This window comes from Pseudarthrobacter sp. 05T312 (genome assembly GCF_056396685.1).
This window is the reverse complement of sequence record NZ_JBFTLY010000006.1, coordinates 59,885-77,705: the sequence shown is the minus strand read 5'-3', so window position 1 is coordinate 77,705 and position 17,821 is coordinate 59,885. Positions and strand designations below refer to the sequence as shown.

Below are 17,821 nucleotides of genomic sequence, written 5' to 3'. Positions count from 1 at the left end.
GGGCTGTCAGGGCTGGATGTTGTCAGTGGCTGCTAGTGGATGTGGCTGCCGCCGTTGATGTCGATGGTGGTGCCGGTGAGGTAGGCCGAGTCCTCGGAGGACAGGAAGGCGATCACGGCGGCCACTTCCTCGGTGGTGGCGTTGCGGCCCAGCGGGATGCCGGCATTGATGGCCGCTTCCTGCTCCTCGGTGCTGCCCACGCGGATGTTGGTGTCCACGGCGCCGGGGGTGATGGCATTGACGGTGACGCCGGTGGTGCCCAGTTCGCGGGCCAGGGCCTTGGTGAAGCCCAAGATGGCTGCCTTAGCGGCGGAGTAGGGGACCTTGCCGAAGACGCCGCCGCCGCGCTGGGCTGACACGGAGGACATGTTGACGATCCGGCCCCAGCCGTTGTCGATCATGTCCGGCAGGAAGGCCTTGGTCACCAGGTAGGTGCCGGTGGCGTTGACGTCCATGACCTTGTGCCACAGCTCAAGGGTGGTCTCCAGGAACGGGATGGGCGAGGTGATGCCGGCGATGTTGGCCAGGGCGCCGACGGGCGGGAGGTTGCCGGCGGCCACTTCGGCGGCGACGGCAGCCTGGGCGGCAATCACGGAGGCTTCGTTGGCGACGTCGATCTCATGGCCGAAGGCGGGGACGTTGAATTCGTTGCCGATTTCCGCGGCGACCTTGGCGGACTTCTCGCCGTCGAGGTCCAGGATGACGATGCCCCAGCCGTCACGGGCGTAGCGGCGGGCGGTGGTAATGCCGATACCGCGGTCCGAGGTTGCTCCGGTGAGGACGGCGGTGCGCTGGATGGTGGTCATGGTGGTGCTCCTTGAATTGTTTTATTGGATCGATTGCTCCGTAACGGCCCTTATGAGGCGTCAAAACGGCGTTTTCGGAGCAATCGATGGTTAGAGAAGGTCGGTGATGAAGCTTGCTGCCTTGGCGGTGGCGGCCGGGCGTTCGTCGTTGGTGACGTCCCGGGTTTCGAGTTCGAGCGAGAAGTGGCCGGTGTAGCCTTCGGCGGCGAGCCGTTTCAGGCCGCCGGCGAAGTCGGCGTCCCCGTTGCCGATGCTGAGGTTGATGTTCCCTGGCACGGCGTCGCGCAGGTGGACGTGGCTGATGCGGCCCTGATGCCGGTCCAGGTAGGCCTGGATGTCTTCGCCGGAGGCCACAATGTGGCTGAAGTCCATGACGATTCCGACGCCGGAACCGGCAAGGCGGCCGGCCAGCAGTCCTGCGCGCTCCAGGTTCCAGCAGAACCGAAGGAAGTGCAGGGATTCGGTCCAAAGTTCGACGCCGAACTCCGCCGCCCGCCGTCCGGCACCAATGAGCTGAGCGGCAACGAGGTCCAGATCCTCTTCGACGCTCCGGACCGGGGCGTGGTCCAGGGCGCCGCACGGCAGGACCAATGCCTTCGCACCGATCTTGGCCGTCAGGGTAAGCAGGGCGTCCAGGTGGCGGTCCCGCGCAGCCCGGCCTTCGGCGTCGAGCGCCTTGTTCAAGTCCCCGATATCGCCGTTCACGGAGCGGACCCGCAGAGCCGAGGCATTGACCTCTGCAGAGACAGCGTCCACCGCGGCCGCACTGAGCTCATAGGGCACATGGTCGCAAACGCCGGGCAGGGCGCCCAGGTCGATCTCTTCGAAGCCCAGTTCCTTCATGGTGTGCAGGGCCGTGCCCAGGTCCTGGTGCCGGAAGCTGATGGATGAGCACCCAAGTCTGGAGTGGAACATCGTTGATCCTTTGGTTTGTGCCGGGCTGTAGTGATGGGGACCACAATACTTTCGTTAACTGTCAACAGTCAACTCTAAAAGTCGACTGTTGACAGTCATAATGATGTGGGTCACACTGGTGTCCATCAATTGTTAACAGTCGACAGCGGCGGACCTCCTCCAGCCGCTTTTCGAAAGGGAACCACCATGAGCAAAGATGCTCTGACCATGCGCGGGCCGGTCCACGGCACCAAGGACGCCCGGCGAGTTGCCATCGGATCCGGCGTGGGGGCCGTCATCGAGACGTATGACTTCATCGGCTTCGGCACCGCTGCCGCACTGTACTTCGGCACGGCTTTCTTCCCCGGCACCGATCCCGTCACCGGCACCCTGGCGTCATTCGCCACCCTCGGCGTCGGCTTCGCGGCCCGTCCCCTCGGCGGCATCATCGGCGGACACCTCGGCGACAAGGTAGGCCGCAAGCCGGTCCTGGTCGCCTCCCTCATCCTGATGGGCCTGGCAACCTTCGCGATCGGCCTGCTCCCCACCTACGCCGCGGTGGGACTGCTGGCCCCGGCACTGCTGGTCTTCGTCCGCATCGTCCAGGGCCTCGCCTTCGGCGCCGAGTGGGGCGGCGCCATCCTGATGAGCTACGAGCACGCCCCCTGGAAGGCCAAGGGCAAGTACACCGGCATTGTCCAGGCCGGCTTCCCCGTCGGCCTGCTGCTGGCCAACCTGACTTTCCTGTTCAGCGTCCAGCTCGGCAACGAACTGGCCTGGCGTATCCCGTTCCTCGCCAGCATCCTGCTGGTCATCGTGGGCCTGATCATCCGTTCCAAGGTCCCCGAGTCCCCGGTGTTCGATGAGGTCAAGGACAGCGGCGCCATCGTGAAGGCCCCCATCGTCGAGGTCATCAAGACGGACTGGCGCAACATCGTCAAGGGCATCGGCCTCCGCATCGCCGAGACCGCCGGCTACGCAGTGTCCATCACCTACATGATTTCCTACATCAACAGCCAGCACCTGGCGGACAAGAGCCAGACCCTGATCGCGCTCTGCATTGCTTCGGCCATCGGCATCTTCGCCACCCAGGCCTGGGCCGCGCTGACGGACCGCATTGGCCGCCGCCCGCTGTACGTCTGGTCCACCGCCTTCGCCGCACTATTCGCGATCCCCATGTTCCTGCTGGTCAACACCGGCCTGTTCATCGCCATCATCCTCACCATCGTGATCTCCTACGCGGTCTGCCAGAACTCCCTGGCCGGCGCCCAGGGCGCCTGGTTCCCGGAACTCTTCCAGGCCAAGACCCGCGCCTCCGGCGCCAGCCTGGCGTACCAGATCTCGGCCATGGTGTCCGGCTTCACCCCCTTCATCACCACCCTGCTGTTCGTCAGCTTCGGCTGGATGGGCCCCGCGCTGCTCTTCGGCGCGTACGCCCTGATCGGCCTCTGGGCCGCCGTCGCCACCCGGGAGACCTGGGGCAAGCGGGAACGCGAACTGGCCGACGAGGCCACCAAAAGCACCCCGAACACCGTCAACGCCTGAATGACCGCCACGCACGAAACGACCACGGAGCCAGTAATGCCTACAGACACCGTCCAGGACGCCCCGCAGGGACAAACACTGCAGGAACAAACACTCCAGACCGCAGTGACGCCCGAACGGCTGGAGAAAATTAGCGCCGCCGCGTACCGGATCCGGCACCACGCCCTGAACATGGGCGAGGTGCAGGGCCAGGGCTACGTAGGCCAGGCCCTCGGCGCCGCGGACATGCTCGCCACCGTCTATGGTGACCAGCTCCGGTACCGGGCCGAGGACCCGCACTGGGAAGCCCGCGACCGGTTCCTGCTCTCCACCGGCCACTACGCCATCGGCCACTACGCGGCCCTGGCCGAAGCCGGGATCGTCCCGGTGGAGGAACTCGAAACCTACGGCTCGGACGATTCCCGGCTGCCGATGTCCGGGATGTCCACCTATACCCCCGGCATGGAAATCTCCGGCGGCTCCCTGGGCCACGGCCTGACCATCGCCGTCGGCATGGCCCTGGGGCTGCGCTACCAGGGCTCGTCCGCCCGGGTGTTCAACTTCCTCTCCGACGGCGAACTGGACGAAGGCTCCACGTGGGAGGCCGCCATGGGCGCGCACCACCACCAGCTGGGCAACCTCACCGCCATGGTGGACATCAACGCCCTGCAGGCCGACGGCAAGACCGACACGGTACTGCGCACCGAGCCGGTGACCGAGAAGTGGGAATCCTTCGGCTGGTACACCCAGCGGGTGGACGGGAACGACGTTGCCGCCCTGCTCGCAGCTTTCGACAACGCAGCCGCCCAGGCCGCCGCCGTCGGACGCCCCTCCGTGATCCTGTGCGACACCAAGGTGGGCCGCGGCGTTCCGCTGCTGGAAAACCGCGAAAAGGCGCACTTCATGCGCATCGAAGAGAACGAATGGCAGATCTGCCGCGGGCAGCTCACCGCCGGCTACGAAGGAAAGGCTTCAGCATGAGCACCTCCACCGAGGCCCCCGACACCGCGGCAGCGGCCAAGCCGAAACTGAAGACCTCGGCGATGATCGCATCGTTCGCCGACCCGGGCCAGAAAACCTCCAACGCCCCGTTCGGGCATGCCCTGGTCAAGGCCGCACAGGAAAACGACAAGATCGTGGGCCTGACCGCGGACCTGGGCAAGTACACGGACATGCACATCTTTGCCCAGGCCTTCCCGGAGCGGTTCTTCCAGATGGGCATGGCTGAGCAGTTGCTCTTCGGCGCCGCCGCCGGGCTCGCCGAGACGGGTCTGGTGCCCTTCGCGTCCACCTACTCGGTGTTCGCCGCGCGCCGCGCCTACGACTTCCTCTGCCTGGACGCGGCCGAACCGAGCCTGAACGTCAACATCGTCGGCGGCCTGCCCGGCCTGACCACCGGGTACGGCCCCAGCCACCAGGCCACCGAGGACATGGCGATCTTCCGCGGCATGCCCAACCTGACCATCGTTGACCCCTGCGACTCGATCGACATCGAACAGGCCGTCCCGCAGCTAGCCGCCTCCGAAGGGCCCACCTACCTGCGGCTGCTGCGCGGCAACGTGCCCACCGTCCTGGACGAGTACGACTACACGTTCGAGCTCGGCAAGGCCAAGGTGCTGCGCGGCGGTAACGACGTGGTGTTCATTTCGTCCGGGCTGATGACCATGCGTGCCCTGCAGGCAGCCAAGGCCCTTTCGGCACACAACGTGGACGTCGCCGTCGTGCACACCCCCACCATCAAGCCGTTCGACGCCGAAACCGTCCTCAAGGAAATCAACACGGACCGCCTCGCCGTCACCCTGGAGAACCACTCCGTGGTGGGCGGCCTGTTCGAAACCGTGGCCTCCGCCGTCGTCACCGCCGGAGCAGGCAAGCGCGTGGTGCCCATCGGACTCCCGGACCAGTTCCTCGACGCCGGCGCCCTGCCCACCCTGCACGAGCGCTACGGGCTCTCCGTGGACCGCATCGTGGCCAAAGTCCTCGCCGAACTCGGCTGACGGATTTCAAGACATATGGGAAAGCACGGCACCGGTCCAGGCTGGCGCCGTGCTTTCTGCCGTACCATCGGAATTACTACCGACTGTTAGCAGTCGACTTAAGACATTGAGGACAAAGCCATGGCCGGATTGGGCGCCCCCCTGCTGGGACTGGAAAAGAAGAGCCTGCGTGAACAGGCACTCTCCGCGCTGCGGACCGCGATCACCAGCGGTGAACTGGAGCCTGGCCGGCACCTGGTGGAGACCGAGTTGTCCGAGATGCTGCAGATCAGCCGCGGCACGCTCCGTGAAGCCCTCCGCCAACTGGAGCAGGAGGGCCTGCTGTCCGCCGGCCCCCGCGGACGCCTGTCCGTGCGGCACCTGGACGAGAAGGAAATCCGGGATATCTACGCTGTCCGCGCCGCCCTGGAATCGCTGGCCGCCCGGACACTATGCGAGCTGCCGGACCGGCAGCACGTCACCGAGTCCCTCCATAAAGCCATCGACGCCATGACGGAGGCCGCAGGCGGGAGCCTGGAGGAACGGATCGAATCCGACCTCGAGTTCCACCGCACCCTCTGCCGGCTCACGGGCAACGAGACCCTGCTCCACTCGTGGGAATCCCTGGAGGGATCCATCCGGATGTCCATCATGTTCGCGGGCCTGGAAAAGGGCGTCAGGAATATGAGCGTGGACCGCCACAAGGACATCGTGGGCGCCATTGACACCGGCGATGCCACCCTGGCCCGGAAAACCATCCTGGAACACATGGACACCGCCGCCGCCAACCTCGTGGCCTAGCCCCCGAGCTGCCCTTTCCGGGGAATCCTCGCGGCCTCCCGGCCGTTAACCTACTGCGCGGTAAATAGCCGCGGTGGTAACGAGGGATGGTATGACCGCGAAGTTTGTGTCTGTAGAGGACGACGCCGGAAAGGTCACCCGGTACAGCCGCCATGACAATGGGGGCGGCCTCATAGCGCCGGGAGCCAGCGTGGCGGACAGCGCCCGGATCGGCCCCATGACCTATGTGGAGCACGGCGCGCACGTGGGTCCGGGCTGCCGGATTGGCCACGGCAGCTGGATTGACCGCGGCGCCATCATCGGTGACCGGACAGTCATTGGCGATGGCGTGCGCATCGGCCGGGGCACGGTGATCGGCAACCGCGTCCACATTGGCAGCCATTCGCGCATCGGCTCCAGCGTCCTGATTGAGCACGGCGCCCACCTGGATTCGGACAGCACCGTCCCGGACGGCAGCGAGGTCCTCACGGGCGCCCATTCGCGCCTGGCACCAGCCCGGCACAGGACGCACCGCAAGGCGAAGGGCGGGCTGGCCGCCTAGGTTGCCCTCGCGCCCATTTTCGGCCGCATGCCGTTCATCGAATCACACAGCGTCATCGCGGCAGCGAAGGCCAGCGGCAGTGCGAGCAGCGCGAGCGGCGGCACCCCCTCCAGGGACGCCGCCGTCGTCATCATCAGCAGCCCGATGGTGGTGGCGGTGTCGAAACCCAGGCCGAAGAGGAATCCGATCACGTAGATGTTCCGGGGCCGGCGCACCCTGGCCAGCGGCCGGTCCAGCAGCCGCGCCACCAGTCCCTGCGGTTCCAGGTCGCGGGGATCGATGGCTGCTCCGGTCCGGGAGCGCCGGAAAGCAGCGGCCGAGCGGGTGAAGGCGGAGCCGTTGAACAGCCCCATGGCCAGCAGGAACAGCCCTGATACGCCGCTGCCGATCAGGCCGAGCATCAGGTTCCCGCCGGTTCCGTCCTGCATGAGGCCGCCCACCATGGATGCCCCGGCGAGTACCAGCACGCCGGCCAGGGTCACCACCGAACTGTGCCCCAGGCTGAACGCGAAGCCCACGCTCACCGGATGCTGCCGCTGAGCCACGAACTTACGGGTGGAGTTGTCGATGGCGGCCAGGTGGTCCCAGTCGTAGCTGTGCTTCACGCCGGCCAGGTAAGCCGTGAGGACAAGCCCCCCGGAGAGCACCTGCGGTATTCCCGGCCAGAAAAAGGACGACGGCGGCGGCATGCAGGGCAGCCACGGCACCGAAAGTGCATAGCACCCGCGTCCGGACGGGCAGTGATTCCCGGCCCCGGTAAAGTGCCGCGATGCTGGTCATCAGTGCTTCCTCAGGTCCAGGGCGCCCTGGCCGTGCCAGCGTCCGCGGAGCAGGTCAGTGCAGGATCGAAGCAGGCGGTTAAGCTGCTCCGTGCTGTTGGAGAGGCTCCGCAACACCAGCCCGGTGGTCCCTGCAACACTGCGGGTCAGCGAGATGCCGGTCAGGGCCTGGTGGCTGGCCGCCAGCAGGTGCAGGTCGTCGGCGAGCCCCTGGTCCACCCGGGGATCCACCACCACCAGCGATCCGAGGTGGCTGTAGCCTTCCATGAACCCCAACCCGGTGACGTCGTGCAGCGGCGGCCGGATCAGCAGGTTGTCCAGCGCCAGCAGCTCGGTGCCCGCCCCGGTTTCCACGCGGATGTCGTTCCGCAGCCGGACTTCCTCGTACCGGAAGGCGGCGCCGTCAGGGGACCAGCCGGGCGTGACCACCTCGGCCATGACAAGCGACGACGATGGCCGCAGGGTCACGGACGTCCGTTGCCGGTAGCTGGCTTCCCGGTACGCGATGAGCTGGTCCGGCATGAGCTCCAGCCGCGCCCCCTCTCCCAGCCGAACAGTCATCCGCTGCTCGGCAAAAGACCCCGGAGTCCGGTAAACCTTGGTAGCGGACTGCGTCGTCAGCAGCAGGGAAGCAGAGTCCCCCACCTCCACATCAATCAGGAATAGATCCGCCCCGAGATAAGCCCCGCCAGGATTCACGACGACATAACAAACCTGCCCGGAGTCATCGAGATAATGAGGCCGCATCACCCGAAGCGCCCCTTGATGAAACTGGTGCGAGGCAACCGACCTGCCGCGCCGCGAACTGACGCCCAACTCAAGCCGTCCCATCGGTGACTTCTCAGCGCGAGCGGAGTCGGGGATAGGGGGCCGCGGCGTGGCGGGCACCGCGAAGCGGGCACGGCCCCCTATCCCCGACGAAGCGCCGGAAGCAGACTCACCCGCGGGCGCAGGCCCCGACGAGGTGCCTGCTTGAGGTGACCCAACCGCCGTCGTGCTCATGCCAAATCGAGCATCAGGACGTCGTGCCGGATCCATTCGATGACCTTCTCGAGGCCTTCGTCGGTCTTGAGGTTGGTGAAGCAGAAGGGTTTGTTGCCGCGGAATTCCTTGGAATCCCGCTCCATGATGGCAAGGTCTGCCCCGACGTGGGGTGCGAGGTCGGTTTTGTTGATGATGAAGAGGTCGGACTTGATCATGCCTTGGCCTGCCTTGCGGGGGATCTTCTCTCCCTGTGCCACGTCGATGATGTAGATGGAGAAGTCGACCAGTTCGGGGCTGAAGGTGGCGGAGAGGTTGTCGCCCCCGGACTCGACGAAGATGACCTGAAGGTCGGGGTGCCGGGCTTTGAGTTCCTCGATGGCGGCGGTGTTCATGGAGGTGTCTTCGCGGATGGCGGTGTGGGGGCAGCCGCCGGTTTCGACGCCGATGATCCGGTCCACCGGGAGGATGCCGTTGGCGGCGAGGATTTTGGCGTCCTCGATGGTGTAGATGTCGTTGGTGATGGCGGCCATGGAGATGTCGCCGCTCATGTGCCGGGTGAGCCGTTCCACGAGCTGGGTTTTGCCGGCGCCGACGGGCCCGCCGATACCGATTTTGATGGGTTCAGTCATGGTGTCCTCCTACTAGCTCATGAACATCCGGGCACGCTGGCGTTCGTGCCGCATTTGCGAAATTTCCAGGCCGGGGCTGACGGCCCCAAGGTCGTCCGCCGTAAGGTGCGCGACCGCGTCGATGGCGGCAGCGACGTCTTCGTGCGCTTTTCGCAGCACGCGCTGCCCGGCGTTCTGGCCGAGCGGGATGGCGCGGACGGCGTTCTGCGTGAGCGAGGTGACGGTGGCGAAGAGGTAGGCGGCGAGCGCTTCCTGGAGCGGGACGCCCAGGGAGCGGGCGACGACGGCGAACGCCAGCGGCTGGTGCCCGGCGGCGCGGCCGGTGGCCACCATGTCCCGGTACAGTTCCAGCGCGGGCGAGGGAAACACCTCGGCCCCAATCTCGAGCAGGCGGCCGCCCATCTTCACGCTGGCCTCCCGGACCTGCCGCGGCAAAAGGGAAGCAGAAAGAAGAGTATCCAGTTCCCCCAGCTCACCACCCTCATACAGCAGCCGAACAGCCAACCCATCAGAGTAGGTCAAGGACTGCGCAACGAAAGCGGAGAGCCAGCGCCCGAAAGACCCTTCATCAAAAACGAGCTCCCGATCGAGGTACGTCTCAAACCCAAAAGAGTGAGCAAAAGCCCCAGTAGGCAAAGCGGAATCAACCAACTGCTGCAGTGCCAGCTGATACCCGCCCACTAAAGGACCGCCCAAGGTGAGGAACGCAAGCGACGCGAGGGATATGGGGCCGCGGCGTGGCGGGCACCGCGAAGCGGGCACGGCCCCATATCCCTCGTGGCGTCCCACGCCACGCCGTCGTCGTGCCTAGTGGCTGTGTTCAGCATGGCGGAAAGGCACAGGCATGACGCGTTCCTGGCGGGTATAGGGCACGGCGTTGTGGATGAGGTAGTCCTCGACGGTGTGGTCGTAGGCGCACACCATGACGGCGGCCCCGTACTCGCTGTCCGCGTCGAAGAATTGTGCCTGCAGGTGGCGGTTGCCCAGGGAGTGCGCGGTGATGCCCATTTCATGGATGGTCCGTGGCGCGATGACCAGGACGTCGGTGGGCAGGACGGACACCACGATCATGTTGGTGTCCGCGACGTGGAGGATGTCGCCGTCACGGAGGTCGGCGGAGCCGGCGGGGAGGCGGATGCCGATTTCCTTGCCGTGGTCGGTGGTGGCCCGCTGGATGCGTTTGACCAGGGAGGCGCTGGGCAGGACGACTTTTTCGCGGTGCAGGCCGGAGTAGGCGGCGAGGTCAGTGCCCGGCAGGTCGTGAAGGTTGCCGAGGACTCGTTCGATGATCACGTGGTTTCTCCGGATTTCTAGAAGAGAAAGTAGCGCTGCGCCATGGGCAGCACGTCGGACGGTTCGCAGGTGACGTCCTCGCCGTCCACCGTGACCCGGTACGTCTCCGGGTCCACCTGGATGTCGGGCGTGGCGTCGTTGTATTTGAGGTCGGCTTTGGTGAGGTTCCGGATGCCGGAGACGGGCCGGATGATCTTCCCGAGGCCAAGCTCAGTGGGGACCCCGGCGTCGATCGCCGCCTTGGACAGGAACGTGATGGAGCTCTGCTGCACGGCTTTGCCGAAGGTGGCGAACATCGGGCGCATGGTCCGCGGCTGCGGTGTGGGGATGGATCCGTTGGAGTCGCCCATGAGTGCGTAGGCGATCTGTCCGCCTTTGAGCACCAGTTCCGGTTTGACGCCGAAGAACGCCGGATCCCACAGCACCAGGTCCGCAAACTTGCCCACTTCCACTGACCCCACGGAATCGGCGATGCCCTGCGCGATGGCGGGGTTGACGGTGTACTTGGCCACGTAGCGCTTGAGCCGGAAGTTGTCGCTGCCCGCACTGCCGTGCGCCCCGCCGTCGTTGTCTTCCAAGGCCCCGCGCTGCTTCTTCATCTTGTCCGCCACCTGCCAGGTGCGGGTGATCACCTCGCCTACCCGGCCCATGGCCTGGGAGTCGGAGGAGGTGATGGAGAAGACGCCCAGGTCCTGCAGGACGTCCTCGGCGGCGATGGTTTCGGCGCGGATGCGGGAATCGGCGAAGGCCACGTCCTCGGGGATGTCCGGGTTGAGGTGGTGGCAGACCATCAACATGTCCAGGTGCTCTTCGATGGTGTTGCGCGTGTACGGCAGCGTGGGGTTGGTGGAGGCCGGCAGGACGTTGGGCATGCCGGCAATCTTGATGATGTCCGGGGCGTGGCCGCCGCCGGCGCCTTCGGTGTGAAAGGTGTGGATGACGCGGCCGGCGATGGCGCGGATGGTGTCCTCCACGAACCCGCACTCGTTCAGGGTGTCGGTGTGGATGGCCACCTGGACGTCGTACTCGTCCGCGACCTGCAGCGACGTGTCGATGGAGGAGGTGGTGGCGCCCCAGTCTTCGTGGACTTTGAGCCCGATGGCACCGGCGCGGATCTGCTCGGCGAGGGGTTCGACGGCGGAGGCGTGGCCTTTGCCGAACAGGCCGATGTTCATGGGGAACGCCTCGGCGGCCTGCAGCATCCGCTGGATGTGCCACTTTCCGGGTGTGACGGTGGTGGCTTTGGTGCCTTCGGCGGGGCCGGTGCCGCCGCCGATCATGGTGGTGACGCCGCTGGCCAGGGCGGTGGGGATCTGGTCCGGGGAGATGAAGTGGATGTGGGTGTCGATGCCGCCGGCGGTGAGGATTTTCCGTTCGCCTGCGATGATTTCGGTGCTTGAGCCGATCACGATGTCCACGCCGTCGGTGATCTGCGGGTTGCCGGCCTTGCCGATCCGGAAGATGTGGCCGTCCTTCAGCGCCACGTCTGCCTTGTAGATGCCGGTGGAGTCCAGGATCACGGCGTTGGTGATGACAGTGTCCGGAATGTCCTCATCCCGGACGGCCTGGCCGTTCTGCCCCATGCCGTCCCGGATCACCTTGCCGCCGCCGAACACCACTTCCTCCCCGTACACGGTGAGGTCCTTCTCGATTTCGAGGAAGAGTCCGGTGTCCGCCAGGCGGATCTTGTCGCCGGTTGTGGGGCCGTAGAGGTCTGCGTACTGCCGGCGCGGAATCTCGAAGCTCATTCGCCGTCCCCTTCCGTAAGAGGCCCGCTTTGGCGCGTGCCGCCGTCGAGCCTTCCGTTGACCGCGTCGCTGAGCCCGTAAATCTCCCGGGTCCCGGCCAGTTCGATAAGCCTTACGTTCCGCGAATCCCCCGGCTCAAACCGGGCAGCCGTCCCTGCGGGAATGTCCAGGCGCCGGCCGCGGGCCGCGTCCCGGTCGAAGGCCAGGGCAACGTTGGCCTCGGCGAAATGGAAATGTGAGCCCACCTGGACGGGCCGGTCGCCGGTGTTGGTCACGGACAGCTCGATGGCGTCGCGCCCCGCGTTTGCCGTCACGGGCTCCGGGCGGAGGACGTATTCTCCTGGGATCACTGCGGCTCCTTAGCGGATCGGATCGTGGACGGTGACCAGCTTGGTGCCGTCAGGGAAGGTGGCCTCGATCTGCACGTCATGGATCATTTCGGGCACCCCTTCCATGACGTCCCCGCGGGTGAGGATGGTGGTGCCATAGCTCATGAGGTCCGCCACGGTCCGGCCGTCCCGGGCGCCTTCGATCAGTTCGTAGCTGATGATGGCCACCGCTTCGGGGTAGTTGAGCTTGAGGCCGCGGGACTGCCGGCGCCGGGCGAGGTCGGCGGCCACCACGATCATGAGTTTTTCCTGCTCACGGGGCATCAGATGCATGCGGGGTCCCTTCAACGGCCGGCGGACAGCGTGGATTCAGAGTAGGCCCCGCACATTTCCGCCACGTTTCAGGTCCATCATCCGGACGCCTCGGCGCGGACGCGCTGAGTCTCCCCGCCTTTGGCTCCCCCTTGGCAGCGGACGACGGCGGTTGGCCCGGACACGCCGTCGTCATCGCTCAAAGGTGGGGAGACTCAGCGGCTACTTGGCTTAGCGGAGCCGGGCGAGGATCTCGTCCGTGGACTGGACCGGCTGGCGGTAGGTGGTGGAGAGGATGCGGAGCATGTCCGCCGCGTCCTTGTCATCCTCGGAGGCCATGGCGTCTTTGGCGTAGCTGACCCGGATGTTGTGGGCGAAAGCGTCGGCGGCCGTCTGGGCAATGCAGTTGTGGGTGGAGACGCCGGCCAGCACCACTTCGTTGGCGCCCCAGTTCCACAACCGGGACAGTAGGTCGGTGCCTACGAACGCACTGTCGCGCGTCTTGTTCAGCTGCGGCAGGTCCCCCTTGGCCAGGCCCGGCACGGACTGCGCCTGCTCGGTGCCGCGGAAGATGAAGCCTTGGTCATCGTCGAGCATGCTGAGGGTCCAGGTGGACTTGTCCCGCTCATGCTCGGTGCCCACCAGCAGCGCCTTGTGGCCAGCGGCCTCGAATCCCTTCAGCAGCCGGTTGCATTCGCCCACCACCCTGTCCTGCTGGGCGGCCAGCTCAGGCGCTTCGAAGAAGGCGTTCTGCATGTCGATGACCAACAGGGCTATCACGTGGGGACCTTCCTCTCGCCGGACCGTTGGGGGTAACGTACCCACCTCCGGCCAAAAGACGCTAGGGCGCGGACTCCCTGATTTTCAGTTCGAACCCGGCTTCCACGTGCACGCCCTGGACCGATGGTTCCCGGCCGGCGATCCTGTCCAGCAACAGGCTGATGGACCGCTCCGCGATCTCGTCCATGCCTGGAGCGACCGTTGTCAGGGACGGGGACGCAAACCGCGCTTCGTCGAGGTCGTCAAAGCCTGCCACCGCCACGTCCTGCGGGACCTTCACCCCGCGGACCTGCAATTCGTGCAGTGCCCCCAGCGCCAGGACGTCGTTCAGTCCGAATACGGCGTCGAACTCCACGCCGCTGTCCAGCAGCCCGGCGACGGCGGCAGCACCGGTGTCGCGGCGCCATTCAGCGGGTGCCACCAGCGCGGGGTCGTACGGGATGCCCGCCTCTGCGAGCGCCGTCCGGTACCCGTTCAGGCGCAGGCCACCGGTACCGGTGGACTCGCCGGGGTTCGCTCCGATCACGGCAATACGGCGGCGGCCACCGGCCAGCAGGTGCCCGGTCAGGGCGGCCGCGGCTTCCCGGTTCTTCATGGTCACCAGGTCGAAGCGGGGATCCACAATGTGCTCACCCAGCATCACCAGCGGCTTCCTGCCCGCCCGCGCGGCTATGGCCTCCGCATCCACCGCCAACGGGGTGAACAGCAGGCCGTCCGTCAGCTGCCGGAAAGTCCCGTGGAGGGCGCCGAGTTCAGCGGCGGGCTCTGCGTCGGACTGCTCCACCAGCACCCGGTAGCCGTGCCGCGCCGCGGCTTTCATCAGCTTGGATGCCAGCTCGGCGTAGTAGGGGGCGGAGAGGTCGGACAGCACCAGGCCCAGCATGGACGTCTTGCCGGACCGGAGGCTGCGGGCGGTGAGGTTTGCCTCGTAGCCCAGCTCTGCAATGGCGTCCTGCACCCGCTGCTTGGTGGCGGGACGGATGAATTCGTAGTCGTTCAATACGTTCGAAACGGTCTTGAGGGACACACCGGCCGCCCTCGCGACGTCGTTCATGGTTACTGCCATTAACGCTCTTTTCCAGCCTTCGCCGCCGCCTTCGCAGCCTGCTTGCTGGCGCGCACCTTGGCCAGGGATTCCGGGTCCACAATGTCGGCCACCGACAGGTAGGCGCCGTCGTCGCCGTAGTGGCCGGCGGCCTCGCGCCAACCGGACGCCTTGAGGCCGCGCTGCTTGCCCAGCAGGGCCAGGAAGATCTTTGCCTTCTGGTCCCCGAAACCGGGCAGGGCCTTGAGCCGGCGCAGCACCTCGGCACCGTCCGGCGAGCCCTTGGTCCAAATGGCGGCGGTCTCACCGTCCCATTCGTCCTGCACCGCCGCGGCGAGCGCCTGGACGCGTGCAGCCATGGAACCGGGGAAGCGGTGGACGGCGGGACGTTCCTTGAACATCTCCACGAATGCCGCGGGATCATGCGTCGCGATGGCATCGGGTTTGAGCGACCCCAACCGCGTCCGGATCTTTTCCGGCCCGGCAAACGCAGATTCCATCGTTACCTGCTGGTCCAGCAGCATGCCGGTCAGGAGGGCGAAATCGTCCTCAGTCAGCAATTTGTCCGCAGCAGGATCCCCTGTGATGTGCAGTTCCATGCCGTCCATCCTCCCACCTGCGGGGCGCGCACGTCATAAGCGTTCCCGGCATTGCGTCCGGGCATGTCAGGACCCCACAGCCAGCCGGATCATGGACCAGGACACTGCCGGGAGTTCGGCGGTGAGCCGTCCGCCGTCGGCCTTTACCGTGGCGTTTCCGGAAGGCAGGACGGAGGTGGAGTCGTCGGCGCTGGCCTGCCAGTAGGGGTCCTCGTTGGCGTACGTCACCGCTTCCAGCACGCGCACGGCACCCAGGGCACAGACTGCCGCGTCGAGGGTGAGCGCCTGGCGGGCCGAACGGTTCACGGCGAACAGCACGGCCTCACCCTTTTCCCCGTCAAACGTGGCGACGGCGGACAGGGCGGTGGCATCCGCCGTCACCCCGGCGCCGGCCAGTGGGGATTCCACGGCGAGCTGCAGCACCGTGCCGGATGCATGCTGGGAGGTCAGGGCGAACGGGTGGAAGGTGGTCTGCTTCCAGGCGCGGCCGCCGGGTTCGGTCATGATGGGTGCGATCACGTTCACCAGCTGTGCCAGGCTGGCCGAGTGGACGCGGTCGGTGTTCCGGAGCAGCGTGATCAGCAGGTCCCCTACCACCACGGCGTCCGCCACCGTGTAGCTGTCCTCGAGCAGGGCCGGGGCCACCGGCCAGTCCTTGCCGGTGGGGACCCTGGATGCCTCGCGGCTCATGTGCCAGACGTTCCACTCGTCGAAGGAGATGTTCACCTGCCTGCTGGACTTCTTCACCGATTTCACATGGTCGATGTGGCTCACGAGGTCGTGGATGAAGGCTTCCATCTTGTGCCCGGCGGCCAGGTGTTCCTGCAGGTCGCCGGTGTCCTCGAAGTACTGGTGCGCGGAAATGAGGTCCACCAGGTCGTAGGTTTGGGTGAGGACCACACGCTCCCACTCGCCAAACGTGGGCATGGTGGGGCTGGAGCTGCCGCAGGCCACGAGCTCCAGGCCGGGGTCGATCATGCGCATGCCGCGGGCGGTGTCCGCGGCCAGCCTGCCGTATTCGAGGGCGTTCTTGTGGCCGATCTGCCACGGTCCGTCCATCTCGTTGCCCAGGCACCACATGGTGATGCCGTAGCCGTTGGCAGCCCCGTTGCCGCGGCGCTGTTCGGAGCGGGCCGTCCCGCCGTCGATGTTGCAGTACTCCAGGAGGTCCAGTGCCTCCTGGATGCCGCGGGTGCCCAGGTTCACGGCCATCATCGGTTCCACGCCGGCCTTGGCGGACCATTTTGCGAACTCGTCCACGCCCACGGTGTTGGGTTCAGTCGAATGCCAGGCCAGGTCCAGGCGGACGGGGCGCTGGTCCACCGGGCCCACGCCGTCCTCCCAGCGGTAGCCGGAGACGAAATTGCCGCCCGGGTAGCGGACGGTGGTGACGCCCAGCTCGCGGGTCAGTTCCAGGACGTCCCTGCGGAAACCGTCCTGGTCGGCGGCCGGGTGCCCGGGTTCAAAGATCCCGGTGTACACGCACCGGCCAAGGTGCTCAACGAACGCGCCAAACGTACGACGGCGGACTGGACCCACGGTGAACGATGGATCAACGGTTATTTTTGCTGCGGCGGCCTGTGGCTGGGTCACGAAGGTATCCTCGACGATTGATTTACAACGTTATAGAAGCATTGTTTGCCGTGCCGCTGCCCACGTCAAGAGTGCGGCCCGCCGGCCTCCAAGTACTACCTAATCGAAAAAACAGGTACCAGCTACGCATCCACCGGAGGCACGAGGGCAATTAGGTTTTTCACAGAGACAAGGCCTCCAGGCTCTCGGTACTTGTCTCACTAGGGGGGTTCGAGACTGGCAATGCATCACTCACAACAGATAGGCCCAAGCTTCCCGGTCCACAGGACCCGGGTAATAGGCGGGGCCGGCGACGAGGAGTCCTTCGAGACCAAGGGCTCTCCCCCAGCCGTCGCCGGCCCTCCGGCCCGCCTGGCCCCCCGCAGGGGCCACTTGCCGTTGCCCTCCGCTGCCAGCCACGTGCAGGCTGCACCGCGGAACAACGCCCTCCTTCTCGACCTGGTGAACGGTACCCAGACCCTGGCCGATTCCCTGGACCTGCTGGTGGCGGCATCGGCTGCCCACGTGGTCAGGACCGCCGGAATCGACGTCGGCTGCGGACTGGTGCTGCTCCAGCCAAAGCGCGGCCCGGCCATCACCGGCACCACCGACGACGTAGTCCGGCTGCTTGATTGGGAGCGGGAAAGGGCCGAGGGGCCCGTTACCGATGTGATGTCCGGCGGCCACCCCGTGGCCGTCCTGCAGCGCAACGGCGACTTCCGGTGGCGGCAGTACTCAAGCCAGCTGCAGGCGGCCGGCTTCGGCAGCACCCTTGCCGTCAGGCTCCGCCTGGACGCTGATATTCCCTCCGACGACGGGGCCCCCGGCACCAGCGACCTCGGCCAGTCAAGTGCCGCCCTTGCCTTCTTCGCCCAGGACGCAAAAGCCTTCCCGCTCCAGGTCATTGCCGAAGCACGAAGCTTCGCGCAGCTGGCCACGAGGAGCCTCCAGATGGCCATCAACCTGCACACTGCACGCTCACTGGCCACCGACCTCCGCTCGGCACTGGACAGCCGCACTTCCATCAACGTGGCATGCGGAGTGATCATGGCCCAGAACAGGTGCTCCTACCAGGAGGCCTTCTCCATCCTTGCCAAGGCTTCAAGCCACCGAAACATCAAGGTCCGCAAGGTGGCCGAAGACCTCCTTGAGCGCCTGCCCGAAGGTGCGCCGCACTCGCATTTCGGCCGCTGAGCCGCAGCCCGCGCT

At 66.2% G+C, this 17,821-nt stretch carries 19 protein-coding genes and 1 pseudogene; 6 read left to right on the top strand and 14 right to left on the bottom strand.

Annotated elements, in window-relative coordinates; translation table 11 throughout:
* Positions 1-32: 32 nt before the first annotated feature.
* The gene (locus tag AC1DIP_RS10620; RefSeq protein WP_175317869.1) at positions 33-806 is read right to left on the bottom strand and encodes an SDR family NAD(P)-dependent oxidoreductase; all 774 of its coding nucleotides are present in this window, start codon (positions 804-806) and stop codon (positions 33-35) included.
* A 90-nt stretch (positions 807-896) separates the two neighbouring features.
* Complete coding sequence (locus tag AC1DIP_RS10615) at positions 897-1,721, bottom strand: sugar phosphate isomerase/epimerase family protein (RefSeq protein WP_477733699.1); 825 nt, start codon at positions 1,719-1,721, stop codon at positions 897-899.
* Between the two features lie 186 nt (positions 1,722-1,907).
* Here AC1DIP_RS10615 and AC1DIP_RS10610 point away from each other — a divergent pair, with 186 nt between their 5' ends.
* The 5 genes from AC1DIP_RS10610 to AC1DIP_RS10590 all read left to right on the top strand — a co-directional run bounded on the left by AC1DIP_RS10610 (position 1,908) and on the right by AC1DIP_RS10590 (position 6,542).
* On the top strand, positions 1,908-3,245 hold the full coding sequence (locus tag AC1DIP_RS10610) for an MFS transporter (RefSeq protein WP_476208633.1): 1,338 nt from the start codon (positions 1,908-1,910) through the stop codon (positions 3,243-3,245).
* 36 nt (positions 3,246-3,281) lie between these two features.
* The gene (locus AC1DIP_RS10605) at positions 3,282-4,205 is read left to right on the top strand and encodes a transketolase (RefSeq protein WP_477733698.1); all 924 of its coding nucleotides are present in this window, start codon (positions 3,282-3,284) and stop codon (positions 4,203-4,205) included.
* On the top strand, positions 4,202-5,221 hold the full coding sequence (locus AC1DIP_RS10600; RefSeq protein WP_477733697.1) for a transketolase family protein: 1,020 nt from the start codon (positions 4,202-4,204) through the stop codon (positions 5,219-5,221). The genes AC1DIP_RS10605 and AC1DIP_RS10600 overlap by 4 nt, the downstream gene beginning before the upstream one ends.
* A gap of 120 nt (positions 5,222-5,341) precedes the next feature.
* Complete coding sequence (locus AC1DIP_RS10595; RefSeq protein ID WP_476208629.1) at positions 5,342-6,001, top strand: FCD domain-containing protein; 660 nt, start codon at positions 5,342-5,344, stop codon at positions 5,999-6,001.
* A gap of 91 nt (positions 6,002-6,092) precedes the next feature.
* Positions 6,093-6,542, top strand: a complete 450-nt coding sequence (locus tag AC1DIP_RS10590; RefSeq protein WP_477733696.1) for a transferase — start codon at positions 6,093-6,095, stop codon at positions 6,540-6,542.
* A 26-nt stretch (positions 6,543-6,568) separates the two neighbouring features.
* On the opposite strand, the pseudogene AC1DIP_RS10585 reads toward AC1DIP_RS10590, so the two are convergent.
* The 12 genes and pseudogenes from AC1DIP_RS10585 to arfA all read right to left on the bottom strand — a co-directional run.
* Positions 6,569-7,322, bottom strand: a pseudogene (locus AC1DIP_RS10585) (HoxN/HupN/NixA family nickel/cobalt transporter); the annotation flags it as partial.
* Positions 7,322-8,152: an urease accessory protein UreD gene (locus AC1DIP_RS10580; RefSeq protein ID WP_477733695.1), complete on the bottom strand. Its 831-nt coding sequence runs from the start codon at positions 8,150-8,152 to the stop codon at positions 7,322-7,324. The pseudogene AC1DIP_RS10585 and the gene AC1DIP_RS10580, both read right to left, overlap by 1 nt.
* Positions 8,153-8,319: 167 nt before the next feature.
* Positions 8,320-8,934: an urease accessory protein UreG gene (ureG, locus tag AC1DIP_RS10575; RefSeq protein ID WP_476208622.1), complete on the bottom strand. Its 615-nt coding sequence runs from the start codon at positions 8,932-8,934 to the stop codon at positions 8,320-8,322.
* Positions 8,935-8,946: 12 nt separating this feature from the next.
* Positions 8,947-9,615: an urease accessory UreF family protein gene (locus tag AC1DIP_RS10570; protein ID WP_476208620.1), complete on the bottom strand. Its 669-nt coding sequence runs from the start codon at positions 9,613-9,615 to the stop codon at positions 8,947-8,949.
* A gap of 126 nt (positions 9,616-9,741) precedes the next feature.
* Positions 9,742-10,227 (bottom strand): urease accessory protein UreE, encoded by a 486-nt coding sequence (gene ureE, locus AC1DIP_RS10565; RefSeq protein WP_476208618.1) that lies wholly within the window; start codon positions 10,225-10,227, stop codon positions 9,742-9,744.
* 17 nt (positions 10,228-10,244) lie between these two features.
* Positions 10,245-11,975: an urease subunit alpha gene (gene ureC / locus AC1DIP_RS10560; protein WP_477733694.1), complete on the bottom strand. Its 1,731-nt coding sequence runs from the start codon at positions 11,973-11,975 to the stop codon at positions 10,245-10,247.
* A complete protein-coding gene (locus tag AC1DIP_RS10555) occupies positions 11,972-12,325 on the bottom strand; it encodes an urease subunit beta (protein WP_477733693.1) in 354 nt (117 codons plus the stop codon). The genes ureC and AC1DIP_RS10555 overlap by 4 nt, the downstream gene beginning before the upstream one ends.
* Before the next feature lie 9 nt (positions 12,326-12,334).
* On the bottom strand, positions 12,335-12,637 hold the full coding sequence (locus AC1DIP_RS10550) for an urease subunit gamma (RefSeq protein ID WP_477733692.1): 303 nt from the start codon (positions 12,635-12,637) through the stop codon (positions 12,335-12,337).
* 210 nt (positions 12,638-12,847) lie between these two features.
* Positions 12,848-13,396, bottom strand: a complete 549-nt coding sequence (locus tag AC1DIP_RS10545; RefSeq protein WP_261618583.1) for a cysteine hydrolase family protein — start codon at positions 13,394-13,396, stop codon at positions 12,848-12,850.
* A 61-nt stretch (positions 13,397-13,457) separates the two neighbouring features.
* Positions 13,458-14,462, bottom strand: coding sequence for a LacI family DNA-binding transcriptional regulator (locus AC1DIP_RS10540; protein ID WP_477733691.1), 1,005 nt, complete (start codon positions 14,460-14,462; stop codon positions 13,458-13,460).
* The gene (locus AC1DIP_RS10535; RefSeq protein ID WP_477733690.1) at positions 14,462-15,049 is read right to left on the bottom strand and encodes an HhH-GPD-type base excision DNA repair protein; all 588 of its coding nucleotides are present in this window, start codon (positions 15,047-15,049) and stop codon (positions 14,462-14,464) included. Before AC1DIP_RS10535 ends, AC1DIP_RS10540 begins: the two co-directional genes overlap by 1 nt.
* Positions 15,050-15,106: 57 nt before the next feature.
* A complete protein-coding gene (arfA, locus tag AC1DIP_RS10530) occupies positions 15,107-16,633 on the bottom strand; it encodes an arabinosylfuranosidase ArfA (RefSeq protein WP_477733689.1) in 1,527 nt (508 codons plus the stop codon).
* A gap of 222 nt (positions 16,634-16,855) precedes the next feature.
* Here arfA and AC1DIP_RS10525 point away from each other — a divergent pair, with 222 nt between their 5' ends.
* Positions 16,856-17,806 carry a GAF and ANTAR domain-containing protein gene (locus AC1DIP_RS10525; protein ID WP_477733688.1) on the top strand — a complete coding sequence of 317 codons (951 nt, stop codon included), beginning with the start codon at positions 16,856-16,858 and terminating at the stop codon, positions 17,804-17,806.
* Positions 17,807-17,821 lie beyond the last annotated feature (15 nt).